The organism is Nostoc sp. UHCC 0302 (genome assembly GCF_038096175.1).
Taxonomy (GTDB): Bacteria; Cyanobacteriota; Cyanobacteriia; order Cyanobacteriales; family Nostocaceae; genus UHCC-0302.
Window position 1 is genome coordinate 3,015,494 of the sequence record NZ_CP151099.1, and the last position, 26,728, is coordinate 3,042,221.

The following is a 26,728-nucleotide window of genomic DNA, read 5'->3' on the forward strand; positions in this document are numbered from 1 at the left end:
AGACTATGCCACACTCTACAACAATTGCCGCAGATGAGTAAAGCTCAGCAACACATAGAAGCTTGGAATGCACTGATGGGGTTAGATAAGCGGCATTATGTAGCTACAGGATTTTATGCACTTGGCGACGCTTATTTAATTAGTGGAAAAGACCCCAAGTACAGAAACACTATTGTTCTTGTAGAACATCGACAGAAAACGCAGATTAATCATTGGGATTATGTATGCAAAAGTTTTGAATGCCGTCAGCAGCCAACAATTACAACTAACGGTGACGATGGCAACGGGAATTTGAAACGGAAAGCCCCATCACTTAAAGTTTACAGCTAATTCAATAGATAAGAAGCGCTACGCATTGCCAAAAATGAAACTATTGCTTTCAAGCAAGGAGAACAGAAATGGAGCTTAATCCTGTTTACGATCCAAGACTATTGAATCCATCAAAAGTTTACCAAATTGATGGAGGATTATATCAGTATTTGCGTCAATCAGGTACTAGTACTAATCCCCGATATGTCTTCGGTCATTTACCTACCCCAGGGCATAAAAAGAAATCAGACATAGTTTTGAACCGAACTAAATTAGCAATCCGTTGTCAAGAAGTAGTAGGAATGACCTCTTCGATATCTACAACTGAAGAAACCCCTGAACAACTTCAATTATTTTAAAGTCATGTCAATCTATAAACCACCAGTTGTTAAACGACCCATCAAATTACAAAACAATGGGTCTACAAAGATAGTTTACCGAACTATCAAAAACATTCATCGGTTAAAAGATAGCCACGAGTTAGGAACTGCAACTATTAATAGTACATCCTATATGGTTCGTAAAGAAGGTATTTACTGGGTTGTGGTCTAATTTTCAGTTTTTGATTGAGTATGAAGCTTTCCAATATATGCCTCTGTAAGAGAGCTTCGCTACACAAGAAGTGAAAAGTAATAATTCAGGAATTGACAGAAATGGTACAAGCAATTGATCACGCTGCTAGTGCAACTTTCTTAACTGATGCAGTGGTTGAACGTCATAATTTCTCACAGTTGAATAAAACTCGTATTCGGTTTCGTATTCAGTTGAAGAAAAGTACAAAATCTGCTGCTCCTAAATGGGCAGATGTCTTAAAAGCTGAAGTCTCTGAAATCGAATCAGACCTTGTTAAAGTTACAAATTCCGAAGTTGGGCTGAGAGGAATCAAGGTAAGCTAATCGGCACGCAAGTTGCATAATAATAAGAGGAAGTCGTCTAAAAGCAACTATGCCACCAGCAGCCAAAAACTTTTTAACGCCGGAGCAAGTCAGCAAGCTTCATGTTGCTTTAAAAGAAAGTGAACTACCACACGTTAGAGAAAGAATTTTAATTATTCTGCTCCAGAACGATGGGAAAGCGCAACACGAAATTGCTCAATTTTTAGGTTGTTCACACAGAACAGTAGCATATTGGTGTATGCACGGCGAGCCAGACAATTTAGAAACTTTACATAATAAAAGAGAGTATGAGCATTACAGAAAAGCCACTCCTGAATATATTGAACTGTTATTAAAAACTGTTGACCAGGAACCATCAGAGTTAGGTTACGAATTTGGAAAATGGACAGCAGAAAGATTAGCTACATATTTAACCGAAAAGACGGGCATTGATTTAAGTAGTTCTCAGGTAAGGAGGATATTAAAGAGAAAAAAGTATAGTTATATCTGGTCTAAATATGGTTTAGAAGACAAACAAAACCCTCTAGTTAGAGCCAAGTTTAAAGAAAAGCTTACTCAATATTTATCAATAGCAAGAGAACATCCGGAGCATTTACAGGTATGGTTTTGGGATGAAAGTGGTTTTAGTTTACGTGTGATTCGTCGGAAGGCTTGGGGTAAGAAAGGAAAACGCAAGAACGTTCCAGGACAACGACGTTGTGGTCGAGTCAATGTGATGGGAGCAATTAGAGAATTAGACCGGAAACGCGTATGCTTTTTTGTAAAAAAGGGAAATGCAGATATTTTTTATGAGCAATTGCAACAACTAAATGAAATAATCAAACAAGAATGGGTAAGTAAAGGGAACTGTTCTGAAGATTTTGCGAAATTTGGGACGAAGATTATTTTAATTTTAGATAATGCTAGTTTTCATAAACGCAAAGATGTTCTAGCTAAAATATCTGAAGAATTCCCAAATTTTGTTTTAGAATTCTTGCCTGCTTATAGCCCTGATTACAACATTATCGAATTAGTTTGGCACTCATGTAAGGAATATATTGCTCATCGTCTGTTTAAATCAGTAGATGAATTAAAATCACTGCTAGATAAGCTGTTGAATCAAGGTGAGTTAGTAATTAAGTGGCATCGCAAAATCAAAAATAAAGGCAATCTCAACTATATTGCAGCTTAAATGCCGATTAGCTTATTCAAGAAGCTAGATGAAGCCGCCGCTCAACTCAGACAAGAGATTGCTTCTGTGCAGGAATGGATGTCATCTGATACTGGTGATTGGGTTTGTCCGATTGATTTAGCTCCCCTGGTTTGGAGTCAGTTGCTCAACATTAGAGATGCGATCGCTCCTGGACTGCGTAATCAATTAAAAGTTGATTACGAAGCCGGACTCGAAGATTATCAAGAGCGGATTGAGCAGTTCCTCTCGCTCAACACTTGGGAATTATCCCAGGACAAGCAAAAATCAGTAAAAGCCAACTTGCTTCGAGCCTTCCCTACTCTGACTGATTTGGAGGATTATTTACAAGTAATTATAGGTCGTCCGGTGATTATCCCTGCGCTGTCCGAGCAACTGAATCAGCAGCAAGCCGAATGTCTAGACCAGATTACGAAGTTCATCCAACAGTATGACAAAAATCTGGAGCAGAGACTAAGGGAATCAGCCCTGGCAGGTGGTGAACAACTCGCCGCGCAGTTGTTGGAGGAGCTGGCTGATTGGGAGCCAGGACGCAAACCCGTGCTGTTCAAGAAGAAAATGCAACGACATCTGATGAAGGTTCAAGTGCTACTGGCAAATGCTGACCCGGAAGCAGGCAGCAGCTTAGAGGCGATGATGGCGCATTTGGATTCTATCGTTAATGATCCGGCTATCGAGTCCAAGAACCTGGGGTCAGATACGCGCTCCCAACTACAGCAGAAGATGGATTCTATCTGTACCAAGTTATTAGATGAACAACGCAATCTGCAACAACTTGCGACTGGCGACGTGGGCTTGTCTAAAGCTACTGTCATGTCGTTCAAGTTCCGGTAAGAAATGGTCAAGGGCGAGTATGCTATCGCTCTTGACTTAAACACCGAAGTTAAAAGTGCGATGTTCACGATAGCTCACATATGGCATTGCATTTGTACGTTGATCACATTTCTTCAATTTCAACTCCATAGGAGATAAATTATGTCGCATTTCTCAATAGTAAAAACCAAACTCACAAGCCGTGAATGTCTGGTACAAGCTTTACAAGGTTTGAAACTGAATCCGCAAGTATATGAAACAGCACAACCACTACGAGGTTATTACGGTAGCTCCCAGGGAAGGAGCGCACAAATTATCGTGTCTGGTCGCACGATTAAAGCCCGTGCAGACATCTGATTCAAGTGGAATCAAGATAATGAGGTGTATGATGTGATACACGACGCCTACGAGACAGACCCGCGATTGGGGCAAGACTTCTTTAGTAACAAGTTAATGCTGGCTTATGGACAACGGATGGTTCGTGCCAAGGCTGCCGAGCTTCAAGAGCGATTTGGAGAGTGCGCGATCACCGAAGAAACTGCGGGGCAAGTGCAAACCCTACGCCTGACTTTCGCCGGGCATCAGCAACAACAGCAATATACAAGGAGATAACGCATGGAACGTTCAATTTTGATTCATTTCGACAATGCTACAGGTGAAGTTCGAGTAGAAGCAGAAGGTTTTGAGGGGCTAACTTGTTTGTCAGCAACCCAGCCATTTGAATCCGCATTGGGAGTTGTAAGTGAGAGCGATCGCGCTTACAAGGACGGTGCGATTCGTTGATTAGTGAATCACGGTAATCAGTCCGTAAATAACTAATCCAGCCTGACAGCAGATTACTGTCATTAAAAGGCTGAACTCTCGGTTAGATGTAGGTGAAAGCCCTACCATTCAGACTCAGAATTGACTCCTTACCTGCCCACACCGAACAAGCTCGTTTCTTGTAGAGTGAAACTGGGAACAGGGCGCAATCAGACAGCCGTTGCGGGTTGGCACTGGCGCTAACAGGGAGTTCCCATGATGAAACAGAGCCTAGAAAAGCAACTCAGTATGAAGCAGGGCGCAACAGCCATAACCCCTGACCTCACTGGAGACAATTCCCGCCGAATCCATCGTCTTAATATCGGTAAGAGTCTAGGGAATCCAGTAGTTGAATTGGCTACATCTAACGGAACAATCAATCCAACCGAGGGAACGAATAAAAACGATTTGCGAGTCTTGGGGCAGTCGAACCCCAGGTAGGTAAGACGGGATACGGAACTCTCACAAGTCGGGTAGGACGCAACGTAATTGTTGCGAGGTGTTCAGAATATACAAACTCCAGAAGAGAAAATGATTAGACACAGTAGACATACTAGTGAATCTTGGAGAGCTTTACCGTGGAAGAAATTCCGCCGAAATCTTTTCCGCCTTCAAAAGCGTGTGTATAAAGCTATTCAAGTTGGAGACAAGCGGAAAGCTAGGTTACTCCAAAAGCTGATTCTAAAATCAACCTCGGCTCGATTTCTTGCAATAAGACAAGTATCTCAGCTAAATGCTGGTAAAAAGACGGCTGGTATTGATGGGAAGAAATCCCTCTCATTTGAAGAACGCTTCAACCTTGAAGAACTATTGAGAATGAATAGCGGAAATTGGAAGCATCAAGGATTACGGGAAATCCCCATCCCCAAAAAGGACGGGACAACCAGAATGCTTAAGATACCAACAATTGCGGATAGGTCTTGGCAATGCCTAGCAAAATACGCACTCGAACCAGCTTGCGCGTTGCCACTTTCCATGCTAGGAGTTACGGGTTTAGAACCGGGCGCTCTGCCCATGATGCACAAAAGCACATCTTTGGAAACCTGAGATCCCAGTCCAATGGAATAGAAAAACGAGTAATTGAACTCGATATTGAAAAGTGCTTCGACAGGATTAACCACTCAGCAATAATGGATGAACTCATATCCCCCAAAGGCTTAAAACTCGGAATATTCCGATGCCTCAAGGCGGGGGTTAATCCAGAATTCCCCGAACAGGGTACACCTCAAGGGGGAGTAGTTAGCCCACTATTAGCAAATATCGCGCTCAACGGAATCGAAGATATTCACAAATATCATCGAGACTATAAACGGGGAAGGAAAATCACAGGCAATACGTCAGAAAAGCATATTGCCGAACCATCAATCCGATACGCGGATGATATGGTCATAATACTACGCCCCGAAGATAACGCGATAGAGATACTCGAAAGAATCAGCGAGTTCCTCCGCAAACGCGGAATGAATGTAAGCCAAAAGAAAACCAAAGTTACCGCCGCGACAGATGGGTTTGATTTTCTCGGCTGGCACTTCAAAGTCCAGAAAAACGGAAAGTTCAAAAGTACTCCTTCAGTAGACAACTTCAAAGCATTCCGTAAGAAAGTAAAACACATCGTCAACAACTCGAATTATGGTGCTACTACAAAGGCTGAGAAATTAGCCCCGGTAGTAAGAGGTTGGAGAAATTACCATAAGTACTGCAAGATGGACGGGTCTAGAAACTCGTTATACCACATCCAAAAAAGAGCTTACACGGTATTCAACAAGGAAACTAATCAAAACCGCTACTCCAGTAAGAAATTACTAGACAAAGCATTCCCAAAGGTTCCTTACTCCGAAAACAAACACATTCCTGTCAAGGGGACTAAATCACCTTACGACGGAGATACAGCCTACTGGAGCGAACGCAAAAGCAAGCTCTACGACGGCGAAACCTCTAAAGCTCTTAAAAAGCAAAACCATAGATGTGCTTCCTGCGGTTTAAAATTCATCGATGAAGAACGGATTCATCTGCATCACATCGATGGAAATCACGCCAACTGGAAGAAAAACAATCTGGAAGCAATTCATGAGAGTTGCCACGATTATAAACACATGAGCAAAAGCGCAAGCTAAGAACATCGGGAGCCGTGTACACGGAAACGGGTACGCACGGATCTAAATGAGAGGTGCGGGGAATAATATCCCCCATCGACTCAACCAAGCCCAAACCCAACAGCTTCGCACTACAAACAGCAGTCAAACACGCCTGCGTCAGTAATCAGTTACCAGTCAAGTTAAGACTGGTAACTGCTGATCATAAAGGCTTCGCCATTTCATAAGTGAAATATTTGAATAATCGACATGAAACTCTCAAATCTGCTCTCTACACTCGATTCACAAATCCCCATCGCAGCGCTTGATGTGCTGTCGCCCGACGAAGCAACGATTATTCAGTGGCTAACTAAGCTAATCGGCACGTAAGTTGCATAATAGAAAGATGAAGACGTTTCAAAGCAAAGATGCCACCACCAGCCAAGAACTTTTTAACGCCGTCACAAGTTAGTAAGCTACAACAAGCTCTGAAAGAGAGCGAGCAGCCACACGTCAGGGAAAGAATTCTCATTATTCTGCTACAGAATGATGGGAAACCACAATACGAGATTGCTAAATTTTTAGGTTGTTCGCATAGAACAGTAGCATATTGGTGTATGCACGGTGATCCTGATAATTTGGAAACTCTACATAATAAAAGAGAGGACGAATATTACCGAAAAGCTACGCCTGAATATATTGAACTGTTATTAAAAACTGTTGACCAAGAACCCTCAGATTTAGGGTATGAATTTGGAAAATGGACAGCAGAGCGACTAGCTACATATTTAACCGAAAAAACAGGAATTGATTTAAGTAGCTCTCAAGTAAGGAGGATATTAAAGCGAAAAAAGTATAGCTATATCTGGGCTAAGTATAACCTGGAAGATAAACAAAACCCAATAGAGAGAGCGAAGTTTAAAGAAAAACTTGCTCAATATTTATCAATAGCGCGAGAACAGCCAGAGCGTTTGCAGGTATGGTTTTGGACGTTAGCGTAGCGGGCGCGCGTACCCGCGCGACGAGTGGTTTTAGTTTACGCGTGATTCGTCGCAAGGGTTGGGGTAAAAAAGGAAAACGCAAGAATATTCCAGGACAACGACGTTGTGGTCGAGTAAACGTCATGGGAGCAATTCGAGAATTAGACCGGAAACGCGTATGCTTTTTTGTAAAAAAGGGAAATGCAGATATTTTTTATGAGCAATTACAACAATTAAATGAACTAATAAAACAAGAGTGGGTAAGTAAAGGAAATGTGGGTAAAGATTTCTCGAAGTATGGGCCAAAGATAATTTTAATTTTAGACAATGCTAGTTTTCATAAACGCAAAGATATTCTAGCTAAAATATCCCAAGAGTTCCCGAATTTTATTTTAGAGTTCTTGCCTGCTTATAGCCCTGACTATAACATTATCGAATTAGTTTGGCATTCATGTAAAGAATATATTGCTCATCGCTTATTTAAATCAGTAGATGAATTACAAACACTGCTAGATAAGTTGTTGAATCAAGGCGAGTTAGTGATTAAGTGGCATCGGAAAATCAAACATAAAACTAATTTCAGCTATGTTGCAGCTTAAATGCTGATTAGCTTACTGAAGCTAACAATAATGACATTAGAAGAGATTAGTGATTTCTTGCGTCTGACGGTAAAAGAAAAGCTAACCTCAGATGGTATTGTTGTTGATGCCGATTTCATACCCAAGGCTGTCGAGTACAAAACTCGGCTACTGGCTCAGATGGGTATCGAGTTAGGCAAGCCAGCCAGCATACCTTTCGGCGGTTTGGATTTACTGCGCGAGTGGTTACAAAAACGGCGGCGGCTGTTCACAACCGAGGCGCGTGAGCTGCATCTGCCGCAACCCAAAGGTGTTCTATTGGCTGGAGTTCCAGGTACAGGTAAGTCAATGGTTGCCAAGAATATTGCTAATATCCTGAATCTACCACTACTCCAGCTAGATATAGCGTCACTCCTGGGTTCTTTAGTTGGTGAATCTGAGGGGAATGTTCGCCGCGCACTCAAAACAGCCGAAGCGATTGCACCTTGCATAATTTGGATGGACGAGCTTGAAAAGGCTTTGTCTGGAAGTGGCGATACCAGCGGCGTTTCACAGCGAATCCTGGGGAACATCCTCACGTTCATGTCTGAATGTACAACTGGTGTATTCGTTGTGGCCACCTGTAATGACCCCTCTGCGCTACCTCCTGAACTCAAGCGAAAGGGTAGGTTTGATGAAATGTTTTTTGTTGATCTTCCCACAGAACCAGAACGGGTACAGATTCTAGGGATTCATCTGCAACGCTTTGGCATCACCGTCGAATCGGAGTATTTGGAAGTGATCGCAGCCAATACCGCAAAGTTTTCCGGAGCCGAACTCGAAACGCTAGCTGCTGAAGCCGCACTGTTGGCGTTTGACGAAGGTAGACCACAGCAGGTCACGCTTAGTGATTTGGAAGCCTGCCGTCAAACCATTACCCCGCTTGCCATTCAGGATGCTGCGGCGGTGGAACGGATGCAGGGTTGGGCATCTACCGCACGACGGGCAAGTATTCCTGTTGAAATGACGGCGAAAACTCAATCTTTGCGTGCTGCCAAGTTCAGAAACATGAACTGACGAGAAAGCGATTGCCTCCTGATTCTATGGGGGCAATTACCCGCTCTTGCGTGTCATAAGTGATCGCAATTATCAATGTAATTTTCTTACCGCTAGACTTGAACTCTTGAATAAGTATTACTTAGAGTAGGGTAATCAAAGTTATTAGGATTTAGATTTTCAGGAAATAAAAGAATTTCTCGTCCTTCTATCTTGGCTTGATAATGTAAAAGAATCGCTTTTTCCAGATAACAATGTTTGATGGGAACCCATCTATCATCATAATAATAAACAGTTACCCGTCTCATTGCGTACTCTTTAGACAGTAGTGGAAGATACCAGGACAAGTCCAATATTTTATCCTTTTTTACCTATATTTTAATTATTAAGCTAGGTGCATTCTTCATTGCAACTATCATAAGAAACATTTTTAAATCTACTAAATGGTAGTTGACAGGTGTTGAAGAGCCTTTAGTGATTTCTTAGGTGTTCGCTAATACTAAATTCAATAGGGCAATGCCCAGAAGTTAATGAGTTAATTGGGTAAGAAACATGGAAATCTATTTAGTTTTTGTTGATGCTATCCAGAACAGCAATAAATTCTGGTCTGCCAAAGTCGAAGATGGTAATTTGACAGTTCAATGGGGCAGAGTGGGTTATCAAGCACAAACCAAAGTTCACGCATTAGGCAATCATCAGAGAGCCATTAGCAAATTCAACAATTTGGTACTAGAAAAGAAATCTAAGGGCTATCGTGAGAGTCAGCCACAAATGGATAATAGCTGTGATAATTACGAAATAGAGAGAGCAATAAATTTACTCAATGGTTTGCGCTCTTATGTTGTTAACAAAAACTTCGATGAGCATTACATTCAAATCCTAAATCAATATCTGAAAATTGTCCCAACACCCTTGGGTATGCAAATTGAACCATACAGGGTATATCGCTCAGTAGAAGATGTTGATTATCAAATGGGATTACTCAACTCACTGTTAACGACACCTGCACCACAAGTTGATGTGGTGGCTGTTGTTATTACAAAAGAAGTAACTGAAGAACCCAAGGTTGTCAGTCTCAAGACTATCAGTAGGAACTTCTGGCGGCATCTTTAGGCTTAAAGAGCGTGACTGGGAAAAAGCTAGTCACACTCTTAATTTTTCTGCAAATGCATTCCAACTGTCCATTGGATTTTTAGGAATAACAGCTTCCTTGATGGTGAGGAATGAAAATTGCCACGATACTTTTTGATTACTAAACTCGACACCCATGCCCTTCCATCTTTATGAATACAGGTTCATCGTTAGCGAGCGTGCTGTTCTTATTCTAGACGTTAAGCAAACGACCATCTTCCATCTGAACAAGGCGATCTGCAATATCAAGGATACGGTCATCATGTGTAACTAGTAAGATTGAACAATCTTGTTTTTTTGCAAGTTGCTGCATAAGTTCGACAACATCACGACCACTATTTTTATCTAAAGATGCAGTAGGTTCATCAGCAAGAACTATCTTCGGTTGAGTTACTAAAGCGCGAGCAATTGCTACTCTTTGTTTTTGTCCTTCAGAAAGGTGTTCAGGGTAATAATCTATACGGTGCTTTAACTTAACTACCTCTAATATTGACTCTGCTCTCCGGCAAAGTTGCTGCTTTGAATAAGCATGGCACAAATTAAGAGACATCTGAACGTTTTGTGAGGCAGTTAAAAATGGAACTAAATTATGCTTCTGAAAAATGTAGCCAATTTGACGACGTAATTGCAGAAGTTGCTTATCACTTGCTTTGTAGAGTTCACAATTTAAAACCCTAGCACTTCCGTTTTGAATTGCTCGTAAGCCAGCAATTAAAGTTAATAAAGTTGTTTTTCCCGAACCAGAAGGTCCGGTTAAAATCACAATCTCACCTGGCTTAACTGTCAAATTGATATCAAATAAAACTTGCTGACGTAATAAGCGTTTGCCAAAATAGTGATTAAGATGTTGAATAGAAATAACTGGCTGCATATTTGTCATTTGTAATTTGTCATTGGTCATGGGAAGTGCTGAGTCAGGAGTGCTGAGTGCTAAGTCAGGAGTAAAGAATTATATTTGCCCCCCTTGCCTCCTTGCCTCCCTATTCCTCACTCTCTACTAGTAGTATGCCAAGGGAAGTTTGCTAAGTAATACTTCGTTTTGATAAACTAGTCAAAAACGAGGTATAACATGGCGAAAAAGTACATTGTTGACTTGAGTGAAGATGAAGTTTTTCAACTGCAATCAATTATTAAAAAAGGTAAGCACAAGGCAAGAACTATAACCCGTGCAAACATTCTTTTGATGGCTGCTGAAGATGAAACAGACTCAGCGATCGCAGACAGAGTTAGAGTTCATTCAGCCACAGTACAAAGGATAAGAGAAAAATTTGTCATTGGTGGGTTGAATTTTGCATTAGAGGATGAAAAATATCCCCCAAAACCGAAAAAATTAGATGAAAAGCAAGAAGCATTTTTGATAGCAACTGCTTGCTCTAACCCACCAGAAGGGAGAGTACGTTGGACAATGCAATTATTAGCAGATCATTTAGTGAACGTTGGTATCATAGATTCAATTTCCGACGAAACAGTACGCCAGACTCTAAAAAAAATGAAATTAAACCGTGGTTGAAAGAACAGTGGTGTATTCCCGAAGTAAACGCAGAATTTGTGTGCCGAATGGAAGATGTATTGGATTTATATAATGAGCCATACAATCCGAAAAAACCTGTACTCTGTTTGGATGAACGCCCATATCAATTAGTAGAAGAAGTTAAAAAACCTTTGCCACCAGAACCGGATCAGCCTGAACGTTATGATTATGAATATAAACGTAATGGGGTAGTCAATTTATTTGCCCTTTTTGAACCTTTAGCTGGATGGAGGCATATTGAAGTTACACAACGTCGTACCAAGGTTGACTTTGCTAAACAATTGAAAGAACTGGTAGATGTCCATTACCGCGATGCTGAGGTAATTCGTTTAGTAGTTGATAATCTAAATATTCATACTCCAAGTACATTATATGAGGCTTTCACGCCACAAGAAGCACGTAGAATTATCCAAAAATTAGAGTTTCATTATACTCCTAAACACGCTTCTTGGTGAGCCAGTGCGTTGGGCGGGTTCCCCGACTTGAAGCAACTGGCGAACCCGAAGGGTTGAATCAAGTGGAAATTGAATTATCCGTTTTATCACGTCAATGTTTAGAACGACGTATTCCTAATATAGAAACATTAACTTCTGAAATTGCTGCTTGGGAGTCACAGCGTAATCAACAACAAACAAGTGTCCATTGGAGCTTTAAAACCAAGGATGCACGTAAAAAAATGCAACGTTTATATCCAGATTTAACTTAGCAAATTTCCCTTGGCAGACTACTAGATTCTTGGACTCAATTGCTGGATCATTCACAATTGAATCCAAGTGCGCCATCATCGCCTCCAAGCTGCTGCCTGCTTCCGGGTCAGCATTTGCCAGTAGCACCTGAACCTTCATCAGATGTCGTTGCATTTTCTTCTTGAACAAGACTGGCTTGCGTCCTGGCTCCCAATCGGCTAACTCTTCTAGCAACTGAGCAGCGAGTTGTTCACCACCAGCGAGTGCAGATTCGCGTAACCGTTGCTCCAGATTTTTGTCATACTGTTGGATGAACTTGGTAATTTGGTCTAGACATTCGGCTTGCTGCTGGTTGAGTTGTTCAGATAGCGCAGGGATAATCACTGGACGACCTATGATTACTTGTAAGTAGTCTTCAAGGTCAGTCAGAGTAGGGAAGGCTCGAAGCAAGTTGGCTTTTACTGATTCTTGCTTGTCCTGGGCTAATTCCCAGGTGTTAAGTGAGAGAAACTGGTCAATCCGCTCTTGATAATCAATCAGTCCTGTTTCATAATCAACTTTTAATTGATTACGCAGTCCAGGAGCGATATTATCTCTGATATTGAGAAGTTGACTCCACACCAGGGGAGCTAAATCAATCGGACAAACCCAATCACCAGTATCAGATGACATCCACTCCTGCACAGTAGCAATCTCTTGTCTGAGTTGGGCGGCGGCTTCGTCCAACTTCTTGAATACCTCTGAGCCCAACTTCGGAATTCGTTACTTTCACGAGGTCTGATTCAATTTCAGAGACTTCAGCTTTTAGCACATCTGCCCATTTAGGTGCAGCAGATTTTGTACTTTTCTTTAACTGAATCCGAAACCGAATACGGGTTTTATTCAACTGTGAGAAATTATGACGTTCAACCACTGCATCAGTTAGAAAGGTTGCAGTAGCAGTGTTATCAATTGCTTGTACCATTTCTGTCAATTCCCGAATTATTACTTTTCACTTCTTGTGTAGCGAAGCTCTCTTGCAAAGGCATATACTAGACCACAACCCAATAAGTTCCTGATTTCCGAACCATATAGGATGTACGATTGATAGTTGCAGTTCCTAACTCTTGACTATCTTTTAGCCGATGAATGTTTTTGATAGTTCGGTAAACTATTTTCGTAGAACCATTTTTTTGTAGCTTAATGGGTCTTTTAACAACAGGTGGCTTATAAATTGACATAGGTCAAAATAATTGAAGTTGTTCAGAGTTATCTTCAGGCGCAGAAGTCGAGGCAGACATCCCTACTACTTCTTGACAACGGATTGCTAATTTAGTCCGATTTAAAACTATGTCTGATTTCTTTTTGTGTCCTGGGGTAGGTAAATGACCAAAGACATATCGAGGATTAGTACTAGTACCTGATTGGCGCAAATACTGATATAACCCTCCATCAATTTGGTAGACTTTTGATGGATTTAATAGCCTTGGATCGTAAATAGGATTAAGTTCCATTTTCGTTCTCCTGATTTAGTAAATACTTTCAATTTCTAAGCAGCGTAGCGATTGCCTAGAAATGCTTTCAAAAATTGCGCTCTCTTGTCTAGCTGTAAACTTTAAGCGATGGAGCTTTCCGTTTCAAATTCCCGTTACCATCGTCACCGTTAGTTGTGATTGTTGGCTGTTGAGAACATTCGGATCTCTTGCACTGGTATTGCCAATGATTAAGCTGCGTTTTCTGCCGATGTTCTACAAGAACAATTAAACCTTTATATTTTGGGTCTTTACCACTTATCAAATAAGCGTCGCCGAGTGCATAAAATCCTGTAGCTATGTAATGCCGCTTATCTAACCCCATCAGTGCATTCCAAGCTGATTCGTGTTGTTGAACTTTACTCATTTTTTACTTTCTGGTTTCTTTGTGTCATAATCCTTTGTTGAATCGATTTTTCTCTACAGCCATACTGATTAAGTCTGGCTATAGAGTTTTTCATGCATAGTCTGATGCTCCAGTGGCAGAATATTACAGATAGAAATGCTCGAAGATTAGGTTTAATTTTTCTTTCTCTTCATCTGGCAGAGCGTTAAAATCGAACTCTGATGAATCCCAAACATCATCAAGACTCGTGGATTCGTCAACAATGTCTGCAATTAATCGCGTCTTGTCGTCATAATCCCATCCGTTAGCCAAAAGCCACGGCAGAACTCCCTCAGATTTCAACAGCTTGGACAAGTCGAATGAGTCAGAAAACTGCTGTAGGTTTTCGATAGTTGGATGAACGATTGTTGTTGTCATCAGATTATTTGGAGTAGTGAATTTACAGCACAGTAAGCTGTAGATAAGGTTGGAACAATTGATAGTAAAGTTTGTTACAAACCCTATTTATAACTCACTGATAAATTCATACTTAAGACATAACTTTAAATAGGTTGTTACGTCATCTGCAATAATTGGTTCTTAACCAGCTTTTTACAGAGTAGGCGGATTTTTTCCGCCTATTTTTATCAAGATTTTCTGCTTAAAACACCATTTCATTCGCAGCTTTCGTAACAGCTAAAGCCTGTTTACTTATCTCTCGCCAATTTGTTTGCTCGTTATAATTAGCCATGATTAGCTCAGACCCAGCCCACACGCGACAGAACAGCACAGTTCCCTTATCCCCTGCCTGCGGTTGAATTGTCACTGGGGAATAAAGCTGTTGTGGAGTCAACAGGGCAACGGCTGCTAATATGCTTTTTGAAAAGTGCGTATCATAACCAGTTTCTAAAATGTATAGTCGGTCTGCTTGAATTGAAATCAACAATTTACATTTCTCTTCCCCATTCCTCTCGCTCTTTTCAAATTTTAGTTCTCGCAGATATCCAGTTAAAGCAGTTTGGCTAATCGCAACCGGTTCATCATTTGATAATGTGTACCACAACGATTTATTATGGCGATTGCAATAGATTTTGCAACTGCTAGCATCAGAGTGCAATCCCAGTTTCGGTTTATTGATTGAAGCGACCAACTGCTTGAGTAATTCTTCTTGGCGCATCAAGAGGGCAAATAATTCTGATGTTTCTTGAGGAGTCATGTGTTTAATACCAATACATTTTCACTCTCACCGTGGCGAAGCCCTTATCTCTAAGGAATAGCAGCAGTAAAATTGATTACTTATATTTTTCTATTTGACCTTATAATTGCTGTTTATAAGATGTTTATCAGTCGGTGGGTATAAAAACCCACCGCTTTCTTTATGAACACTAATTAGGGGTAGGATCAGCGAGCCTGCCATTTGCCGCTACTTAATTCTCAAAAGCTTTGTCTCGCAAACGTTAAATACGAACTATCTTTGGCTTAGAAAAAGCTGTATTATTTATTACCTTTAAAAGTGCTACATTGCAGTTTCTTCTATCTAGCAGGATATTTATTAACTGCATGATTGCTCTATAGTAACAGTGGATCAAATTTGCTAAAGCCCCATCTCACCCTGTAGATGAGGCTTTTACTAGTATCTAGATTGAATGTGTGAAATGCCGTTGTATATATGATGCATATCAGTATCTGCAAAGATATTCATCTGATACTATTCAAGCGTTAATAACTTGTGTTCATACTAAAAAGCCAGATAGGCGTTTGGCTTTTTAGTTTTCGCAGTCTTCCTAACTACTTTAGCCAAACCCTTTAGTAAGACAAAGAGCTTTTTGCTGCTAATGAGCAATTACGCCGCTACTGGCTTCCGACTTTCTAACTCTGGCTGATATTCCACTAGCCTTCGCCATTCTTCAACCGTTAGTGTCTCGAATGGTCTATCTAACAAGTCTTCGCAACAGGTTGATTGAGCCATCGACAAAGACCACACCGCATCAAGAGCAGAGTCACACGGGACTTTCTGCTGATGTTCTGACGAAGTTATTGTGACCCACCATCTGCCGTTAGTACAGCCTACTTGACCAAGCTTCTGGTCTTGGTAGTAAATACCATCGTCCAGGATTTCAAAACCGTACTTTTCACACTCGTCAGCAATCTGAACCATAACTTCATTCCCAGTTGTCGCGCTTGGAGCTTCTTGCTCTTGCACTGGTAGTGAGCCGGCTTTATACTCCCAGCAGATGTAGCGATGGCAAAGCATTGGGGTAGCAGCACGATGGAGTTCTTCATCATTGACCATGACTACCCAGCGTTGCGTTAAGTGGTCGTGGTCATAGGTGATGCTGGCTATGAGTTTGTCATCAGCGTAATATTCGTGGCAGCCAAAGCAGACTTCTACTACTCTCAATTCTTCAACTTTGACGCAAGGGGTTACAGTTGTTGCAACTTGTGGCATAATTTTAAAACCTTCATTGGTTGATAAAGGCGATCGCGTAGTTTGGTAGACGGAGCGATCGCCTTTTGATTTACATGAATAACGTTGTGCAAGCACAACGCTCACTCTCTTATTGGCGAAGCCTAATATTTTTTGCTCCAACTAGTGGCTGGAGCTACCAAGCAGGATAAACAGCGTGTCAGGCTACAGATGAGCTTTAAAAGTTGGCCACCGTCCTGCCGATAATTTTTATTAAGAACTCCCGCAATCCTTATCTACCTTCAGCAGCTTTGACTATCCACTGCATCTGTTACCTGGGGATATTGTTCTGTTCAGTTTTTTTCAAGGTTCAATAGAAGCGCTTTTATGTTTTTAGGAGGAGCGCCCGTTTCATACTCTTATTGTCACTTACCACGTTAGTGATTGTCAACTACTTTGAATCACTTTTCTAGGATTTTTAACCAACTGAACTTGTAAAAAATCTTCTACAGATATATTGAGAGCTTTGCATATTGCTTCCAGTTTTTCCCAAGAAACAGTAGGTTTTAGTCCCTTGCGTTCTTCAACTGTATATTCTCCGCGCTCTAAATGCTGTATCGACTGGTAAGAACACCCGGCCCGTTTAGCCAGCGAAGCCATTGACTCTTCACCTCTAAGTATTTTTAATCGCTCTCCCATCTCTTTAGTCCACCAGACGCTAGCGATAAGAGTTTTTGACATAATTAATAGTTCTTCTTCTATGTAATCTTTTCTATTATCGCCACTTGACTTCTCAGCCATAATACAATAACTAAGTTAGTGATAAAGAGTAATCCCTTTCACTAACTTAGTTTGAAGCACGGCAAAAGTAAAAGCGATCGCTTGCCCATGTGCAATGCGATGATTTCTATTTGCGTCAATTGAAGGAATACAACTAAAGAAAAGGAATAACCTACAGCAAACGCTTGCGCTCTTAAGCAATGCCAGAGCAATCGCATACACTTGTACACGATTGCTGAGCGGGGCAATGCCTTTATCTGAGTGCAAGGAGCGTTGATGAAAAGTTTGTGATGTCCGTTGATTGCTTCTCCAGGCTTCTTTACCCAGTCAATAGACCTTGTGCTATGCCCCGGTGATCATGTCTCTAGACTATGTTTCGACTTGGAACGTTAACTCGATTTAGTTTGTAATGGTTAATTTTGAGCGTCTCTATATTTAACTGAGAGGCTAGCGCTCGTTTCCTCTTCTACATTTTTAGTATCTCTTATTGAGAGACACTTGTCAAGCTTCTCTTATTATGAGACACTAGAAGTGTGAAAAAAATATTTTGAAGAAAGATACTAAAGGAGGTATTCATCTGGAAGCGACATTAATGCGGATTGTGATCACAAGGGAAGTTCCTGGATTGGGGGCAAAAATCAGAGAAGTTCGGAAATTGTCAGAGAAAACTGTTACTGAGTTAGCAGCAGAGGCAGGAATTAGCACATCCCACTGGCACAGAATTGAAAATGAAAAAATTCAAGAATTGCCATTGGAAACATTAAGGGGTATAGAAAGGGCATTAGCCGTAGACCTGGGAATTGAAGGATGAACAAGTTTTATTTAGAGAAAGTTGACCTTTTATTAATGAACAGCTAAAAGCGATCGCCCCTCCGCCAAGAAGTACGATCGCTTGCACTAATCCCTCAATAGGAATAGCTATGTCTACCCTACCAGTTTTCCAACTACTCCTCCAAGACAATCCCAGCTTGTTCACAACAGAGGGGTTATCCTCGCTGCTGCACGACTGCATCTGCCTGAGATACCCCGAACGCCACAAATTCACTTACCCCTCCCTGCTAAACCAACAGGTTTACTTGTCCCTTGCTAACGTTGGTGACGGTAGCAGTGAAGCCGAAGAAATCATTCGCCGCATTCTTACAGATCCTAAAGGCTGGTGCATTAATGCCCCAGCAGACGTAAAAGAAGGGGCTAAATTTTATGACAACATGGGTAAAATGTTTGGCCCTCGTTTTGGAACTGACCTTTTTCTTTACCACAGTATCAGAGACAACATCCAAGAGCTTCAGAAAAGCTTAGGTATCTCTGGGGTGAGATCAAGAAGTATTTCTGTACGCGATTGCTTGTTCTCGTACCCGACAGTAGAGGATCATTTAATTACGCTGGACGAAGATCGTGTCATCCTTCAACAAGCTGTGCCATTCGTCATCAATTACTTCATTAGCCTTGTGCAGATTCAGCCTGCATACAGATTATTTTTAGTTGACAAGAAAGAGCAGAAAACTCCTGCCTCAGTCAGCGCAGTTAAAAATGCGGCATTGAGAGCAGTAATAGCAGAGATTTATACAGAGTCAATAGACTGGGAACTAACAAGCGCTAACTGTTGGCAGGGCAAAATTGTTGAAAGAGTAGACCCTGATGAAATCCGTCTTACCCTTCATCTGGATTGGTCAGAAAACGAGTTCATTTTTTTTGAAGCCCTCTACCAGGACTTGAACCGATTCCCTTGGATAACCGACACCGTTCAATAAAACATCATTTACTCTAACTAGAGCAGAGAATATGTCACTCCTCGAAATCGCCCAGGTAATTGAGCAAATTAAGTCAGAAATTCAGATAGACTCAAACGGGCATGGTAAAGCCAGTATGAAAGCAACTGCAAGGTTGGCAGGAGTCAGCGATAGAGCAATTCTGAAGGTTCTAGCAAGCGCAGACCTCAAGCCATCGAAATTGACTCAAATGCTTATGGATAAAGGCTTTGCTGGGGCAGACCTAAATAGTTGGAGAACAGAAGGTATCCCAGATATTGCAGTTGGGATTATCTTAAATTACTATGCTTACCTTGCTGGTAGATACTGTACACAACAAGCGAGGTTAGTCTGTGAAGCGTTTGGAACTATTGGTGTTCGTGCCTGGATACAGGATGCTTTAGGCTGGACAAAGCCAATACACCAAAATAATAGCTCTCAACCAGTTCAGCCGACCACACCTGCCCTTCCCCCAGTCGAACAGCGTTTGCAAACTTTCGTACAAGCGATGAAGACTTTAGCTGAACTCACAGGTGGCAGACTCAACCCCTACATCGAGCAGCATTGCAAAGACTTCGCCGCTAATCTTATAGCTGACTACAACAGACAAACTCTAAGCGGCACACAAGAAAAGTGGTTAGGCGTTGTGAATTTTGCTGAGATTGAACTGGGTAAAAAAGTCCCCCTGAGCGGCACTCACTACCGGGGACACTTGGGAATATGGGTGAGAACATTCTACCCACAATTAAACTTGTCCGAAATATTAACTTAGGAAAAGAAAAATGGTAAAACGTTAGATTGGGCGTCTACCATTTTCCACAATTAGTTATGATTTTAGATTATATACAAAAGTATCCACTACGAACAAAACAGATTTTAGGGATTAGTTACGAACAATTGCAATCACTGCTAAATTGCGCCTTAAAACGAAATCGATACATCAAAGCTAAACAAGAGAGTCATAAAATTAGAATTAATGCGGCTGGTGGTGGTCGTCCCGAAAAGTTATCAACCGAAGAACAAGTATGTTTATGTCTATTTTATCTAAGACAGATGCCAACATTCCAAGTATTAGGAATGCTATTTGGTGTTTCCAAAACCGAAGCTAATGATACATTTCACGACTGGATACCAATTCTTCGTGATATATTACCTGCTAGTTTATTAGAACAAGTATCAAATAATGAAAGTGATTTACTATTTGTTCAAGAAGTATTAACAAATTTTAGGCTATTAGTCGATAGCTTAGAACAGCCAATATATAGGGATTCTGACCAAAAAGAGCAACAGAAATATTTTTCTGGAAAGAAGAGACAACATACATTAAAAAGTCTGATAATTGGCATACCAGAAGGCAAAGATATTGTAGAGGTAGAAGTAGGTGTTCCTGGGCCAACAGCAGATATAAAATTGTTTCGTCAATCTCAAAATAAATTTGATAAATCTCAACCCTTTTCAGGTGATAAAGGCTTTCAAGGAGGTGAGAATATCACTACTCCTCATAAAAAGAAACCAAAACGAGAATTAACTCAACAGCAAAAAGATGAAAATAAGGCTTTATCTAGTAATCGGATATTCATTGAACATTTGATTCGATTACTTAAAATATTCCGCATAGCCTCACAAAGATTTCGCTTAAAGCTTGAGACGTATGAGCAGATTATTTTAACAGTTTGCGGATTAGTTAGGTTAAGAATTGGTAGCTTAGTTCTGCCAACTTAGCTAGTAGCAAAAATCATAAATTTTTAGAAATTAGGAGTTAATTTTTATGCCTCTAAATTATCACTAACTATCTCAAAGCCTTATAATTACGTATTTACGAAGATATCAAAGTTTTGCCCCAAAGCTTTGAACAGTCTGGCTTTGGAATTTTCGGACAAGTCTATTAGGCGATCGCCAAGAAACACGATTGGTTAATGGTACTCAGCAAGATGTCTACGTCTACGCCTGCCATGACCCAGAAGTTGCAGCAGGCTTAACCAAAGCAATTGAAGAATTCTTCGCCCATCCTCACCCCAGCTTCGCCCTCAGACAGGCGGGGGCTTTTGCTAGCAAGAAAGAACAGGTATTAGTTTAGTAGCCATCAGTCTTCAGCTGCCTAAACCTTACTAACTACTGGCTACGCAACTATTACCTGTAGCAATTTACTGGACTACATGAAGAACTGTAAAGCTTATTGGTTAAACGAAGAATAAGGAACAGATAAGGAGAGATTAATGACACGATTCCAAGACCCAAGAGCCGCAGCGATCGCCCAACAGATCGACCAAATCAATGCAACTGGTTGGGAAGGAGCTTGTGACTTAGCACTACAAAACCACACAGCAAAAGGCGGATTATCGCCAGTAGAAGCAGTATTGCGTTTCGATATGTTCCTTACAAAAGCGCAAGATACAGCCGATAAGCGACAAGCACTTTGGACAGAACAAGTAAACCAAAACATCAGCGGTATCGAGTGGTACACCGTCGATTACGGCGGCATGGCTGTAGAGCTTCCCCGGCTGTGTGAGGAGTTGACACTTGTGCCTGGGGATAAGGAAATATTGATGCGGTCCAAGCCTGTAGCATTAGAGTTTCTCGCACATTGGAACATTGCTTTCAAGTTGTGGCGTTACGATCGCTCTATTGAATCGCGCTGGCTTTCATCTCGCTGGAGTCAGTTTTACACCGAATACTTGCATGGGGAGTGGGTGGAGATTTGGGTTGAGGATGAAGTCTACCAGATTCTACTTCCAGATGGAACATTGCAGGACAAACCCACCTTTGCCATCAATGCCTGCTGTTGCTGGGGCAATCCTTTGGCAATCCATCGCACCGCTAGCTATTCCGAAGCTGGCTCAAGTTGGTTTCAGTGGAATAATTTTGCGCCTTGGAGGTAAGAGCGACCGCATACACCCACGTAATACGATCACTTCATTAAACCTAGAAAGTATTCACGGTTAAACTACCAACTTTTAACTGTTTAATCAAGCATTCAACCTCATATAAACCTCATATCTTTTCTCATAATTGTATGGGTCATCATCTATGATTTGCCGTCTGAATCTCAATCCAAAAAGCTTAAAACTCTCAAGCTTACCTGCAAGTGCTAAAAATTACTTGCATAAAAATCTAGTAACCAGCAACACAGCGTTTGTTAACAATATTTTTGACGTTCAAAATAAAAGCGATCGCTATTAGACAAGTAGCAATCGCCACGTTAGACACTCCTTTACTTCAGCATAACCAACATGAGAATCATTGTTACAGTCATTGAAAAAATCACTAGTGTTGCTCACATTGATATCCCGGACGGGCTTTCAGAATCAGCAATCAAGCAGCATATCGTAGACCGCTATAACAGCGGCGAAATGCTAACTGATATGAACATTTTCCAAGTAGATTTTGAATCAATCAGCGCCAAAATTGTCAAGCAAACACCAGAGAATTTATGACTGTTGCACAACTGCTGACACCACAACCACAAACTATTGGTAGGCATCCTCTGAACTTCTACGAGTCTCCATCGTGGTTCACAACTGAACTACTACGCCATGTGAAGCTGTCTGGTGTAATTGGTGAGCCATGTGTCGGACATGGGGCGATCGCTTCTTTACTGTCCGTGTGGCCACACAACACAAATATCTGGACAAATGATATTGACCCGAACAAACAGGCTGATTACCATTTGGATGCAACACTATCCGAGTCTTGGGCTAAGTTTCCAGAGTGCGATTGGATCTGCACTAATCCCCCATATTCAGAGTTTGCATCCCCAATTATCAAGAATGCCTACCGTAAAGCCCGTGTGGGTGTTGCAGCATTCTTGTTGACCAGCTTTCTCGAACCCTGTGATGACCGTGCTGATTTCTTACAACAGCACCCGCCGTCACTTGTCATCATCATGCCCCGCTTCTGCTTTCGTAAGGATAAACGGGGTACTCGCTGGGCTACTGATAACATTACCATCTCGTGCTTTGTTTGGGATAAACGCGCAACAGGACAAAGCATTATTATTCGCCCCAAATCTCAAATCGTGGGTTTTTACAAGAATCCAGAACAGGCGATTTCGCAAGAACGGGCAGAAGAAATTGTTCGGGCAATAGCTTGTGGTGAAGTTAGTACAAACTATTGATTGAAGAGGTATTATTGATTGAAGAGGTATTTATGTCAACAAACATATCTTGGACTGACTTAACAGATAATATCATCCGTGTCAAAGAAGGCGGTTGGTGGTGTCAAAAAGTCTCAGAAGGGTGCAAAAATTGCTATAGCGAAAAACTCAACCAAAATTCTTTCTTTGGTGGAAACAAGCAACCTTACTCTGGGCAACCACCAGAGCTAGTGTTAGATACAGAAGCTATTCGTAAGTGGGGATTTCAAAGGAAACCTAAAAAGCATTTCGTTTCTTCAATGACTGATGTTTTTGGTGAGTGGGTTCCGCGTTTTTGGCAACGTGAAATGCTCGATGGAATGTTCGTTGCTCCCAATCAAATATTTCAAATTCTCACCAAACGTCCAGAAATTATGCTGTCATCTATAAACGAATGGCTTGATAGTCATGGATTAGATAAATTACCTGCAAATATTTGGGTTGGTACATCAGTAGAGAATCAACAGACAGCGGACAAACGTATTCCCATACTATTACAAATACCCGTAGTAGTCCGGTTTTTATCTTGTGAACCGTTACTTGAAGAAATTGACTTTATACAAGCAGGTGTTTTTCAAAGATTAATTAGTGACAATTATCAACGGGAATTAGTCAATGAAGATATCCAGTGGTTTATTCTCGGTGGTGAGTCTGGCCCGAAGTCAAGACCATGCCACATCGAATGGATTGAGTCTATCGTCAACCAGTGCAGAGAGTCGAAAACACCCGTATTCGTCAAACAGTTGGGGGCTAATGCTTACCTTGGGGGACAGCGATTTAAGACCTGTGACTTAAAAGGGGGAAAAATTGAGGAGTTTCCCGAACATCTGCAAATCAGAGAATTTCCTTTATCTATGCACGAATAGATAAACCCCCGCATTGCCTTTGCAGGGGATGAGGAACTACAAAATTTCAGAGATTGGAGATTATTGACTATGAGTCTAGCAGAAAACCTGATTCTTGGAGGTATAGAAATATGAATTGGCTCTGTGACCAAAACAGTTTTCTAGCTTGGGAATCGCGTTCCAGAGACACAATTGAGGTAAAACGTTGTTATGTAGACGTGGCTGGTGGTGACTTAATCGCTGGAATTTTACTTAGTCAGATCATCTACTGGCATTTACCGGATCATGAAGGGCAACCCCGACTCAGAATTGAACGTGAGGGGTACAAGTGGCTGGCTAAAAAACGTGATGATTGGTGGAAAGAGTGCAGAATTACACCCAAGCAATTTGATACAGCCATTAAGTTATTAGAGTCTAAAAATTTGATTGTGACTGCACTTTACAAATTTGGCAATAGTCCAACCAAACATATCCGAATCAACTGGGAGAATTTTCTGGCACTACTAAATCAAGTAGTCCAGACTCCACCATTAGCTCCTGAACATATCAAAACACAAGTATCGAATGGTTCTGACGAAAAAGTGAATTTCCGAAAAAGTGAAAATGGAAATGCCGAAAAAGTGAATTTCCGAAAAGGTGAAAATGGAAATGCCGAAAAGGTGAATTTCCGAAAAAGTGAAATTCCGAAAAGGTTAAGTTTAAATTGCCGAAAAGGTGAAAATCATTATATTGATCCAGAGATTACTACAAAGATTACGAAAGAGAGAGAAGACTCCCCTACCCCTCAAACTGAATTTGTGGAATTCAAACCAGAACCAATCAAACAAGACCCGACTCCCCAAAAACTCTTTTCCCTGTCAAATCAAACTGGATCTTCACCACAAACCGATAACCCTGATTTAGACACAAAGGTTCCGGCAAGTTCGATAAACTCGAACAACCGAATCTAGCTTCATTGCCTGAACAAAGAAAATACAATGCTGCCAAGAAATGCGATGAGTTTTTTACACCCAAGGCATTACCGCCTTGGCGAATCAGTGCCAAAGATTTTGACAGCGAGTTTGTGGAACACTGGCGCGGTATGTTAGCCAAGAGCAGCGAATGGCGCAGTCGAGGAACTGAGCCAATGAAGGGGGATGCAAGGCGCTCGCTCTGCCGCATGGAACAGTTCAATTTAGGTTCTCTAGAGGATCTCTGGGATGCTTTCCTTGAGCGCAAACAAGCTCGAATTTTACAACTTGAAGCCAGAGCCGAACTACAACCAGAAGCTGAACAACAAAATGCTCTCCCCCAGGAAGTTCCGGCTCCACCACCTGTACTGCCGCCTGAACTTCGTCAAAAACTTGATGCCGCCAGACTCAAATCACTTGATGAACAACAACGCCGACTGAGCAAAATTAAACTCGAAGCAAGGAGAACATCATGATTGCAGAAGCTTACGTTATCGAAGCCGAAGTTCAGGTTTTAGGGATGCTGTTGTTTGACCAGGCTGCGATCGCTCGCGTCATCGATATGCTTAAAGCAGAATATTTTTCGGTACATAGCCATCAAAAAATTTACCAAGCAATACTTGCAGTACATTCTTCTGGTAGAACAACTGATGTACTGAATGTTTGTCACCAACTCAAAATAAATGGGCAACTCCTTGAGGTTGGCGGACATGGTGTAGTTGGGCGAATGATTGATACTGTGGTAACAAGCGCCAATATTGACCATCTAGCTGCACTGATCATCGAATCGCGGCTAGGAGAATTGATAGCTTGCCGGGCATTTTAGAACGTGCTGGGCAGACATCTATTCAAAACAAGCTAGCCCTGTTTGAAGAACAATTAGCTAGTATTCGCTCTACCACCACAGAAGAAGAAAAAGACGTTGAATCCATCGGCTCAATTCTGCTAGACCTCTACACCCAACTCGAACAGTTGGACAATGGCAATAGTGAAATCGCTGCTATCCCCACAGGCTTTTATGACTTAGACACAATTCTTGGTGGTGGTTTGCATCGTCAAGAGTTGGTTATTCTCGCTGGCAGGCCATCTATGGGAAAGTCAGCCGCTGCTCACCAAATTGCATACTCGATTGCTAAGCAGCAAAATTTTCCAACTTTGCTCTTTAGTTTGGAAATGAGTAAAAAACAAGTCGTTGGACGAATTGCAGCCGCTGAAAGCGCCATCCCAGCTAACTGTTTTCGCACTGGTCAAATGGGTACTGCACAATGGCAGACTCTTGCAATGCAAATGTTAGACATGGAACTTGTGCCTTTTTATATCAGTGATTATTTCAGTAACAGTGTACTTTCCATCGGTGCAAAAATTAAACAAGCGATTGCACAATACGGTCAAATTTCACTAGTCGTTGTTGATTATTTGCAACTGATGTCAGGTGGTGAGAATGAAGTCCGTGAACTTGGTGAGATTACCAGAAGGTTCAAAATTCTCGCCCGTGAATGCAATGTCCCAATCATTTTGCTGTCACAGTTGAGCCGTGGTGTTGAGTCACGCACTGATAAACGCCCGATGATGAGTGATCTCAGATCATCCGGCGCAATTGAACAAGATGCTGATGTCGTAATCATGCTTTACCGCGATGAGTACTACAACCAAGATAGCCCTGACAGAGGCATTGCAGAAATGATTGTTGTCAAGCAAAGAAATGGCCCCACGGGTACAGTCAAGTTGCTTTTCGATGCCCAGTATACAAAGTTTAAAAACTTAATCAAACGAGAGTAATATCCCGCTAAATCCCATATTCTTCGTTTGGAATTATGAAATAAAAAGCAAGTTTTGAGTAAGAATTCAGGACTCAGAAATCAGAATTCAGAATGGGCTGCACCTCGCTACGCTAACAGAAGTTATAGGAGATTTAATATTAGAAGTACATCCACAAATCAATTTAATTCCTGATTCTTCTACTATTCTGACTCCTGAATTCTTGCAATTTAGAAAATCCAATATTCAAC

Annotated in this window: 29 protein-coding genes and 7 pseudogenes; 27 read left to right on the forward strand and 9 right to left on the reverse strand. The window is 41.4% G+C overall.

The window, feature by feature from the left end:
• Positions 1–33: 33 nt before the first annotated feature.
• From WKK05_RS12850 to WKK05_RS12910, 13 genes and pseudogenes are all read left to right on the forward strand, one after another.
• Complete coding sequence (locus tag WKK05_RS12850; protein ID WP_341530072.1) at positions 34–330, forward strand: hypothetical protein; 297 nt, start codon at positions 34–36, stop codon at positions 328–330.
• Between the two features lie 68 nt (positions 331–398).
• Positions 399–668 carry a hypothetical protein gene (locus WKK05_RS12855; RefSeq protein WP_341530073.1) on the forward strand — a complete coding sequence of 90 codons (270 nt, stop codon included), beginning with the start codon at positions 399–401 and terminating at the stop codon, positions 666–668.
• Between the two features lie 4 nt (positions 669–672).
• Entirely contained in the window at positions 673–861 is a 189-nt protein-coding gene (locus WKK05_RS12860) for a hypothetical protein (RefSeq protein ID WP_341530074.1), read from the forward strand.
• A 101-nt stretch (positions 862–962) separates the two neighbouring features.
• Positions 963–1,199, forward strand: a pseudogene (locus WKK05_RS12865) (hypothetical protein); the annotation flags it as partial.
• 55 nt (positions 1,200–1,254) lie between these two features.
• Positions 1,255–2,376: an IS630 family transposase gene (locus WKK05_RS12870; protein ID WP_341530075.1), complete on the forward strand. Its 1,122-nt coding sequence runs from the start codon at positions 1,255–1,257 to the stop codon at positions 2,374–2,376.
• Positions 2,377–3,228, forward strand: coding sequence for a hypothetical protein (locus WKK05_RS12875; protein ID WP_341530076.1), 852 nt, complete (start codon positions 2,377–2,379; stop codon positions 3,226–3,228).
• Positions 3,229–3,369: 141 nt separating this feature from the next.
• Positions 3,370–3,819: pseudogene (locus WKK05_RS12880) on the forward strand (DUF1257 domain-containing protein).
• A gap of 3 nt (positions 3,820–3,822) precedes the next feature.
• Positions 3,823–3,990 carry a DUF2997 domain-containing protein gene (locus WKK05_RS12885; RefSeq protein ID WP_341530077.1) on the forward strand — a complete coding sequence of 56 codons (168 nt, stop codon included), beginning with the start codon at positions 3,823–3,825 and terminating at the stop codon, positions 3,988–3,990.
• 234 nt (positions 3,991–4,224) lie between these two features.
• A complete protein-coding gene (locus tag WKK05_RS12890) occupies positions 4,225–4,449 on the forward strand; it encodes a hypothetical protein (protein WP_341530045.1) in 225 nt (74 codons plus the stop codon).
• Positions 4,450–4,539: 90 nt separating this feature from the next.
• Positions 4,540–6,122, forward strand: a pseudogene (locus tag WKK05_RS12895) (reverse transcriptase domain-containing protein).
• Positions 6,123–6,508: 386 nt separating this feature from the next.
• Positions 6,509–7,659, forward strand: a pseudogene (locus WKK05_RS12900) (IS630 family transposase).
• Positions 7,660–7,689: 30 nt separating this feature from the next.
• Positions 7,690–8,694: pseudogene (locus WKK05_RS12905) on the forward strand (AAA family ATPase); the annotation flags it as partial.
• A gap of 531 nt (positions 8,695–9,225) precedes the next feature.
• The gene (locus WKK05_RS12910; RefSeq protein ID WP_341530078.1) at positions 9,226–9,786 is read left to right on the forward strand and encodes a WGR domain-containing protein; all 561 of its coding nucleotides are present in this window, start codon (positions 9,226–9,228) and stop codon (positions 9,784–9,786) included.
• 211 nt (positions 9,787–9,997) lie between these two features.
• Here WKK05_RS12910 and WKK05_RS12915 read toward each other — a convergent pair whose 3' ends face one another.
• Complete coding sequence (locus tag WKK05_RS12915) at positions 9,998–10,675, reverse strand: DevA family ABC transporter ATP-binding protein (protein WP_341531079.1); 678 nt, start codon at positions 10,673–10,675, stop codon at positions 9,998–10,000.
• Between the two features lie 198 nt (positions 10,676–10,873).
• Between WKK05_RS12915 and WKK05_RS12920 the strand changes: the two are divergent.
• A pseudogene (locus tag WKK05_RS12920) lies at positions 10,874–12,041 on the forward strand (IS630 family transposase).
• Between the two features lie 22 nt (positions 12,042–12,063).
• Here the strand turns inward: WKK05_RS12920 and WKK05_RS12925 are convergent.
• The 8 genes and pseudogenes from WKK05_RS12925 to WKK05_RS12960 all read right to left on the reverse strand — a co-directional run.
• Positions 12,064–12,985 (reverse strand): annotated as a pseudogene (locus WKK05_RS12925) (hypothetical protein); the annotation flags it as partial.
• Between the two features lie 67 nt (positions 12,986–13,052).
• A complete protein-coding gene (locus tag WKK05_RS12930; RefSeq protein ID WP_341530079.1) occupies positions 13,053–13,241 on the reverse strand; it encodes a hypothetical protein in 189 nt (62 codons plus the stop codon).
• A 3-nt stretch (positions 13,242–13,244) separates the two neighbouring features.
• On the reverse strand, positions 13,245–13,514 hold the full coding sequence (locus WKK05_RS12935) for a hypothetical protein (RefSeq protein ID WP_341530080.1): 270 nt from the start codon (positions 13,512–13,514) through the stop codon (positions 13,245–13,247).
• Positions 13,515–13,602: 88 nt separating this feature from the next.
• A complete protein-coding gene (locus tag WKK05_RS12940; RefSeq protein ID WP_341530081.1) occupies positions 13,603–13,899 on the reverse strand; it encodes a hypothetical protein in 297 nt (98 codons plus the stop codon).
• Between the two features lie 123 nt (positions 13,900–14,022).
• Positions 14,023–14,295, reverse strand: coding sequence for a hypothetical protein (locus WKK05_RS12945; RefSeq protein ID WP_341530082.1), 273 nt, complete (start codon positions 14,293–14,295; stop codon positions 14,023–14,025).
• A gap of 223 nt (positions 14,296–14,518) precedes the next feature.
• Positions 14,519–15,073, reverse strand: a complete 555-nt coding sequence (locus tag WKK05_RS12950) for a hypothetical protein (RefSeq protein WP_341530083.1) — start codon at positions 15,071–15,073, stop codon at positions 14,519–14,521.
• A 627-nt stretch (positions 15,074–15,700) separates the two neighbouring features.
• Positions 15,701–16,402 carry a hypothetical protein gene (locus WKK05_RS12955; RefSeq protein ID WP_341530084.1) on the reverse strand — a complete coding sequence of 234 codons (702 nt, stop codon included), beginning with the start codon at positions 16,400–16,402 and terminating at the stop codon, positions 15,701–15,703.
• A 309-nt stretch (positions 16,403–16,711) separates the two neighbouring features.
• Positions 16,712–17,065: a helix-turn-helix transcriptional regulator gene (locus tag WKK05_RS12960; protein ID WP_341530085.1), complete on the reverse strand. Its 354-nt coding sequence runs from the start codon at positions 17,063–17,065 to the stop codon at positions 16,712–16,714.
• 526 nt (positions 17,066–17,591) lie between these two features.
• On the opposite strand from WKK05_RS12960, the gene WKK05_RS12965 reads away from it, so the two are divergent.
• The 13 genes from WKK05_RS12965 (at position 17,592) to WKK05_RS13025 (ending at position 26,498) form a co-directional block, all read left to right on the forward strand.
• Positions 17,592–17,855, forward strand: a complete 264-nt coding sequence (locus WKK05_RS12965; RefSeq protein WP_229494924.1) for a helix-turn-helix transcriptional regulator — start codon at positions 17,592–17,594, stop codon at positions 17,853–17,855.
• 109 nt (positions 17,856–17,964) lie between these two features.
• On the forward strand, positions 17,965–18,795 hold the full coding sequence (locus tag WKK05_RS12970) for a hypothetical protein (RefSeq protein ID WP_341530086.1): 831 nt from the start codon (positions 17,965–17,967) through the stop codon (positions 18,793–18,795).
• A 31-nt stretch (positions 18,796–18,826) separates the two neighbouring features.
• Complete coding sequence (locus WKK05_RS12975; protein ID WP_341530087.1) at positions 18,827–19,564, forward strand: hypothetical protein; 738 nt, start codon at positions 18,827–18,829, stop codon at positions 19,562–19,564.
• Positions 19,565–19,620: 56 nt separating this feature from the next.
• Positions 19,621–20,514 (forward strand): transposase family protein, encoded by an 894-nt coding sequence (locus WKK05_RS12980; RefSeq protein ID WP_341525207.1) that lies wholly within the window; start codon positions 19,621–19,623, stop codon positions 20,512–20,514.
• A gap of 187 nt (positions 20,515–20,701) precedes the next feature.
• Positions 20,702–20,869, forward strand: a complete 168-nt coding sequence (locus WKK05_RS12985; protein WP_341530088.1) for a hypothetical protein — start codon at positions 20,702–20,704, stop codon at positions 20,867–20,869.
• A gap of 139 nt (positions 20,870–21,008) precedes the next feature.
• The gene (locus WKK05_RS12990; RefSeq protein ID WP_341530089.1) at positions 21,009–21,671 is read left to right on the forward strand and encodes a hypothetical protein; all 663 of its coding nucleotides are present in this window, start codon (positions 21,009–21,011) and stop codon (positions 21,669–21,671) included.
• A 351-nt stretch (positions 21,672–22,022) separates the two neighbouring features.
• Entirely contained in the window at positions 22,023–22,226 is a 204-nt protein-coding gene (locus WKK05_RS12995; protein WP_341530091.1) for a hypothetical protein, read from the forward strand.
• Positions 22,223–22,906 carry a hypothetical protein gene (locus tag WKK05_RS13000; RefSeq protein WP_341530092.1) on the forward strand — a complete coding sequence of 228 codons (684 nt, stop codon included), beginning with the start codon at positions 22,223–22,225 and terminating at the stop codon, positions 22,904–22,906. The genes WKK05_RS12995 and WKK05_RS13000 overlap by 4 nt, the downstream gene beginning before the upstream one ends.
• A 32-nt stretch (positions 22,907–22,938) precedes the next feature.
• Positions 22,939–23,790: a DUF5131 family protein gene (locus WKK05_RS13005; RefSeq protein ID WP_341530093.1), complete on the forward strand. Its 852-nt coding sequence runs from the start codon at positions 22,939–22,941 to the stop codon at positions 23,788–23,790.
• Between the two features lie 110 nt (positions 23,791–23,900).
• A complete protein-coding gene (locus tag WKK05_RS13010; protein ID WP_341530094.1) occupies positions 23,901–24,719 on the forward strand; it encodes a hypothetical protein in 819 nt (272 codons plus the stop codon).
• Positions 24,720–24,724: 5 nt separating this feature from the next.
• Entirely contained in the window at positions 24,725–25,195 is a 471-nt protein-coding gene (locus tag WKK05_RS13015) for a hypothetical protein (protein ID WP_341530095.1), read from the forward strand.
• Positions 25,192–25,545 carry a DnaB-like helicase N-terminal domain-containing protein gene (locus tag WKK05_RS13020; RefSeq protein WP_341530096.1) on the forward strand — a complete coding sequence of 118 codons (354 nt, stop codon included), beginning with the start codon at positions 25,192–25,194 and terminating at the stop codon, positions 25,543–25,545. Before WKK05_RS13015 ends, WKK05_RS13020 begins: the two co-directional genes overlap by 4 nt.
• The gene (locus tag WKK05_RS13025; RefSeq protein WP_341530097.1) at positions 25,530–26,498 is read left to right on the forward strand and encodes a replicative DNA helicase; all 969 of its coding nucleotides are present in this window, start codon (positions 25,530–25,532) and stop codon (positions 26,496–26,498) included. Before WKK05_RS13020 ends, WKK05_RS13025 begins: the two co-directional genes overlap by 16 nt.
• The last annotated feature ends 230 nt before the right edge of the window (positions 26,499–26,728 follow it).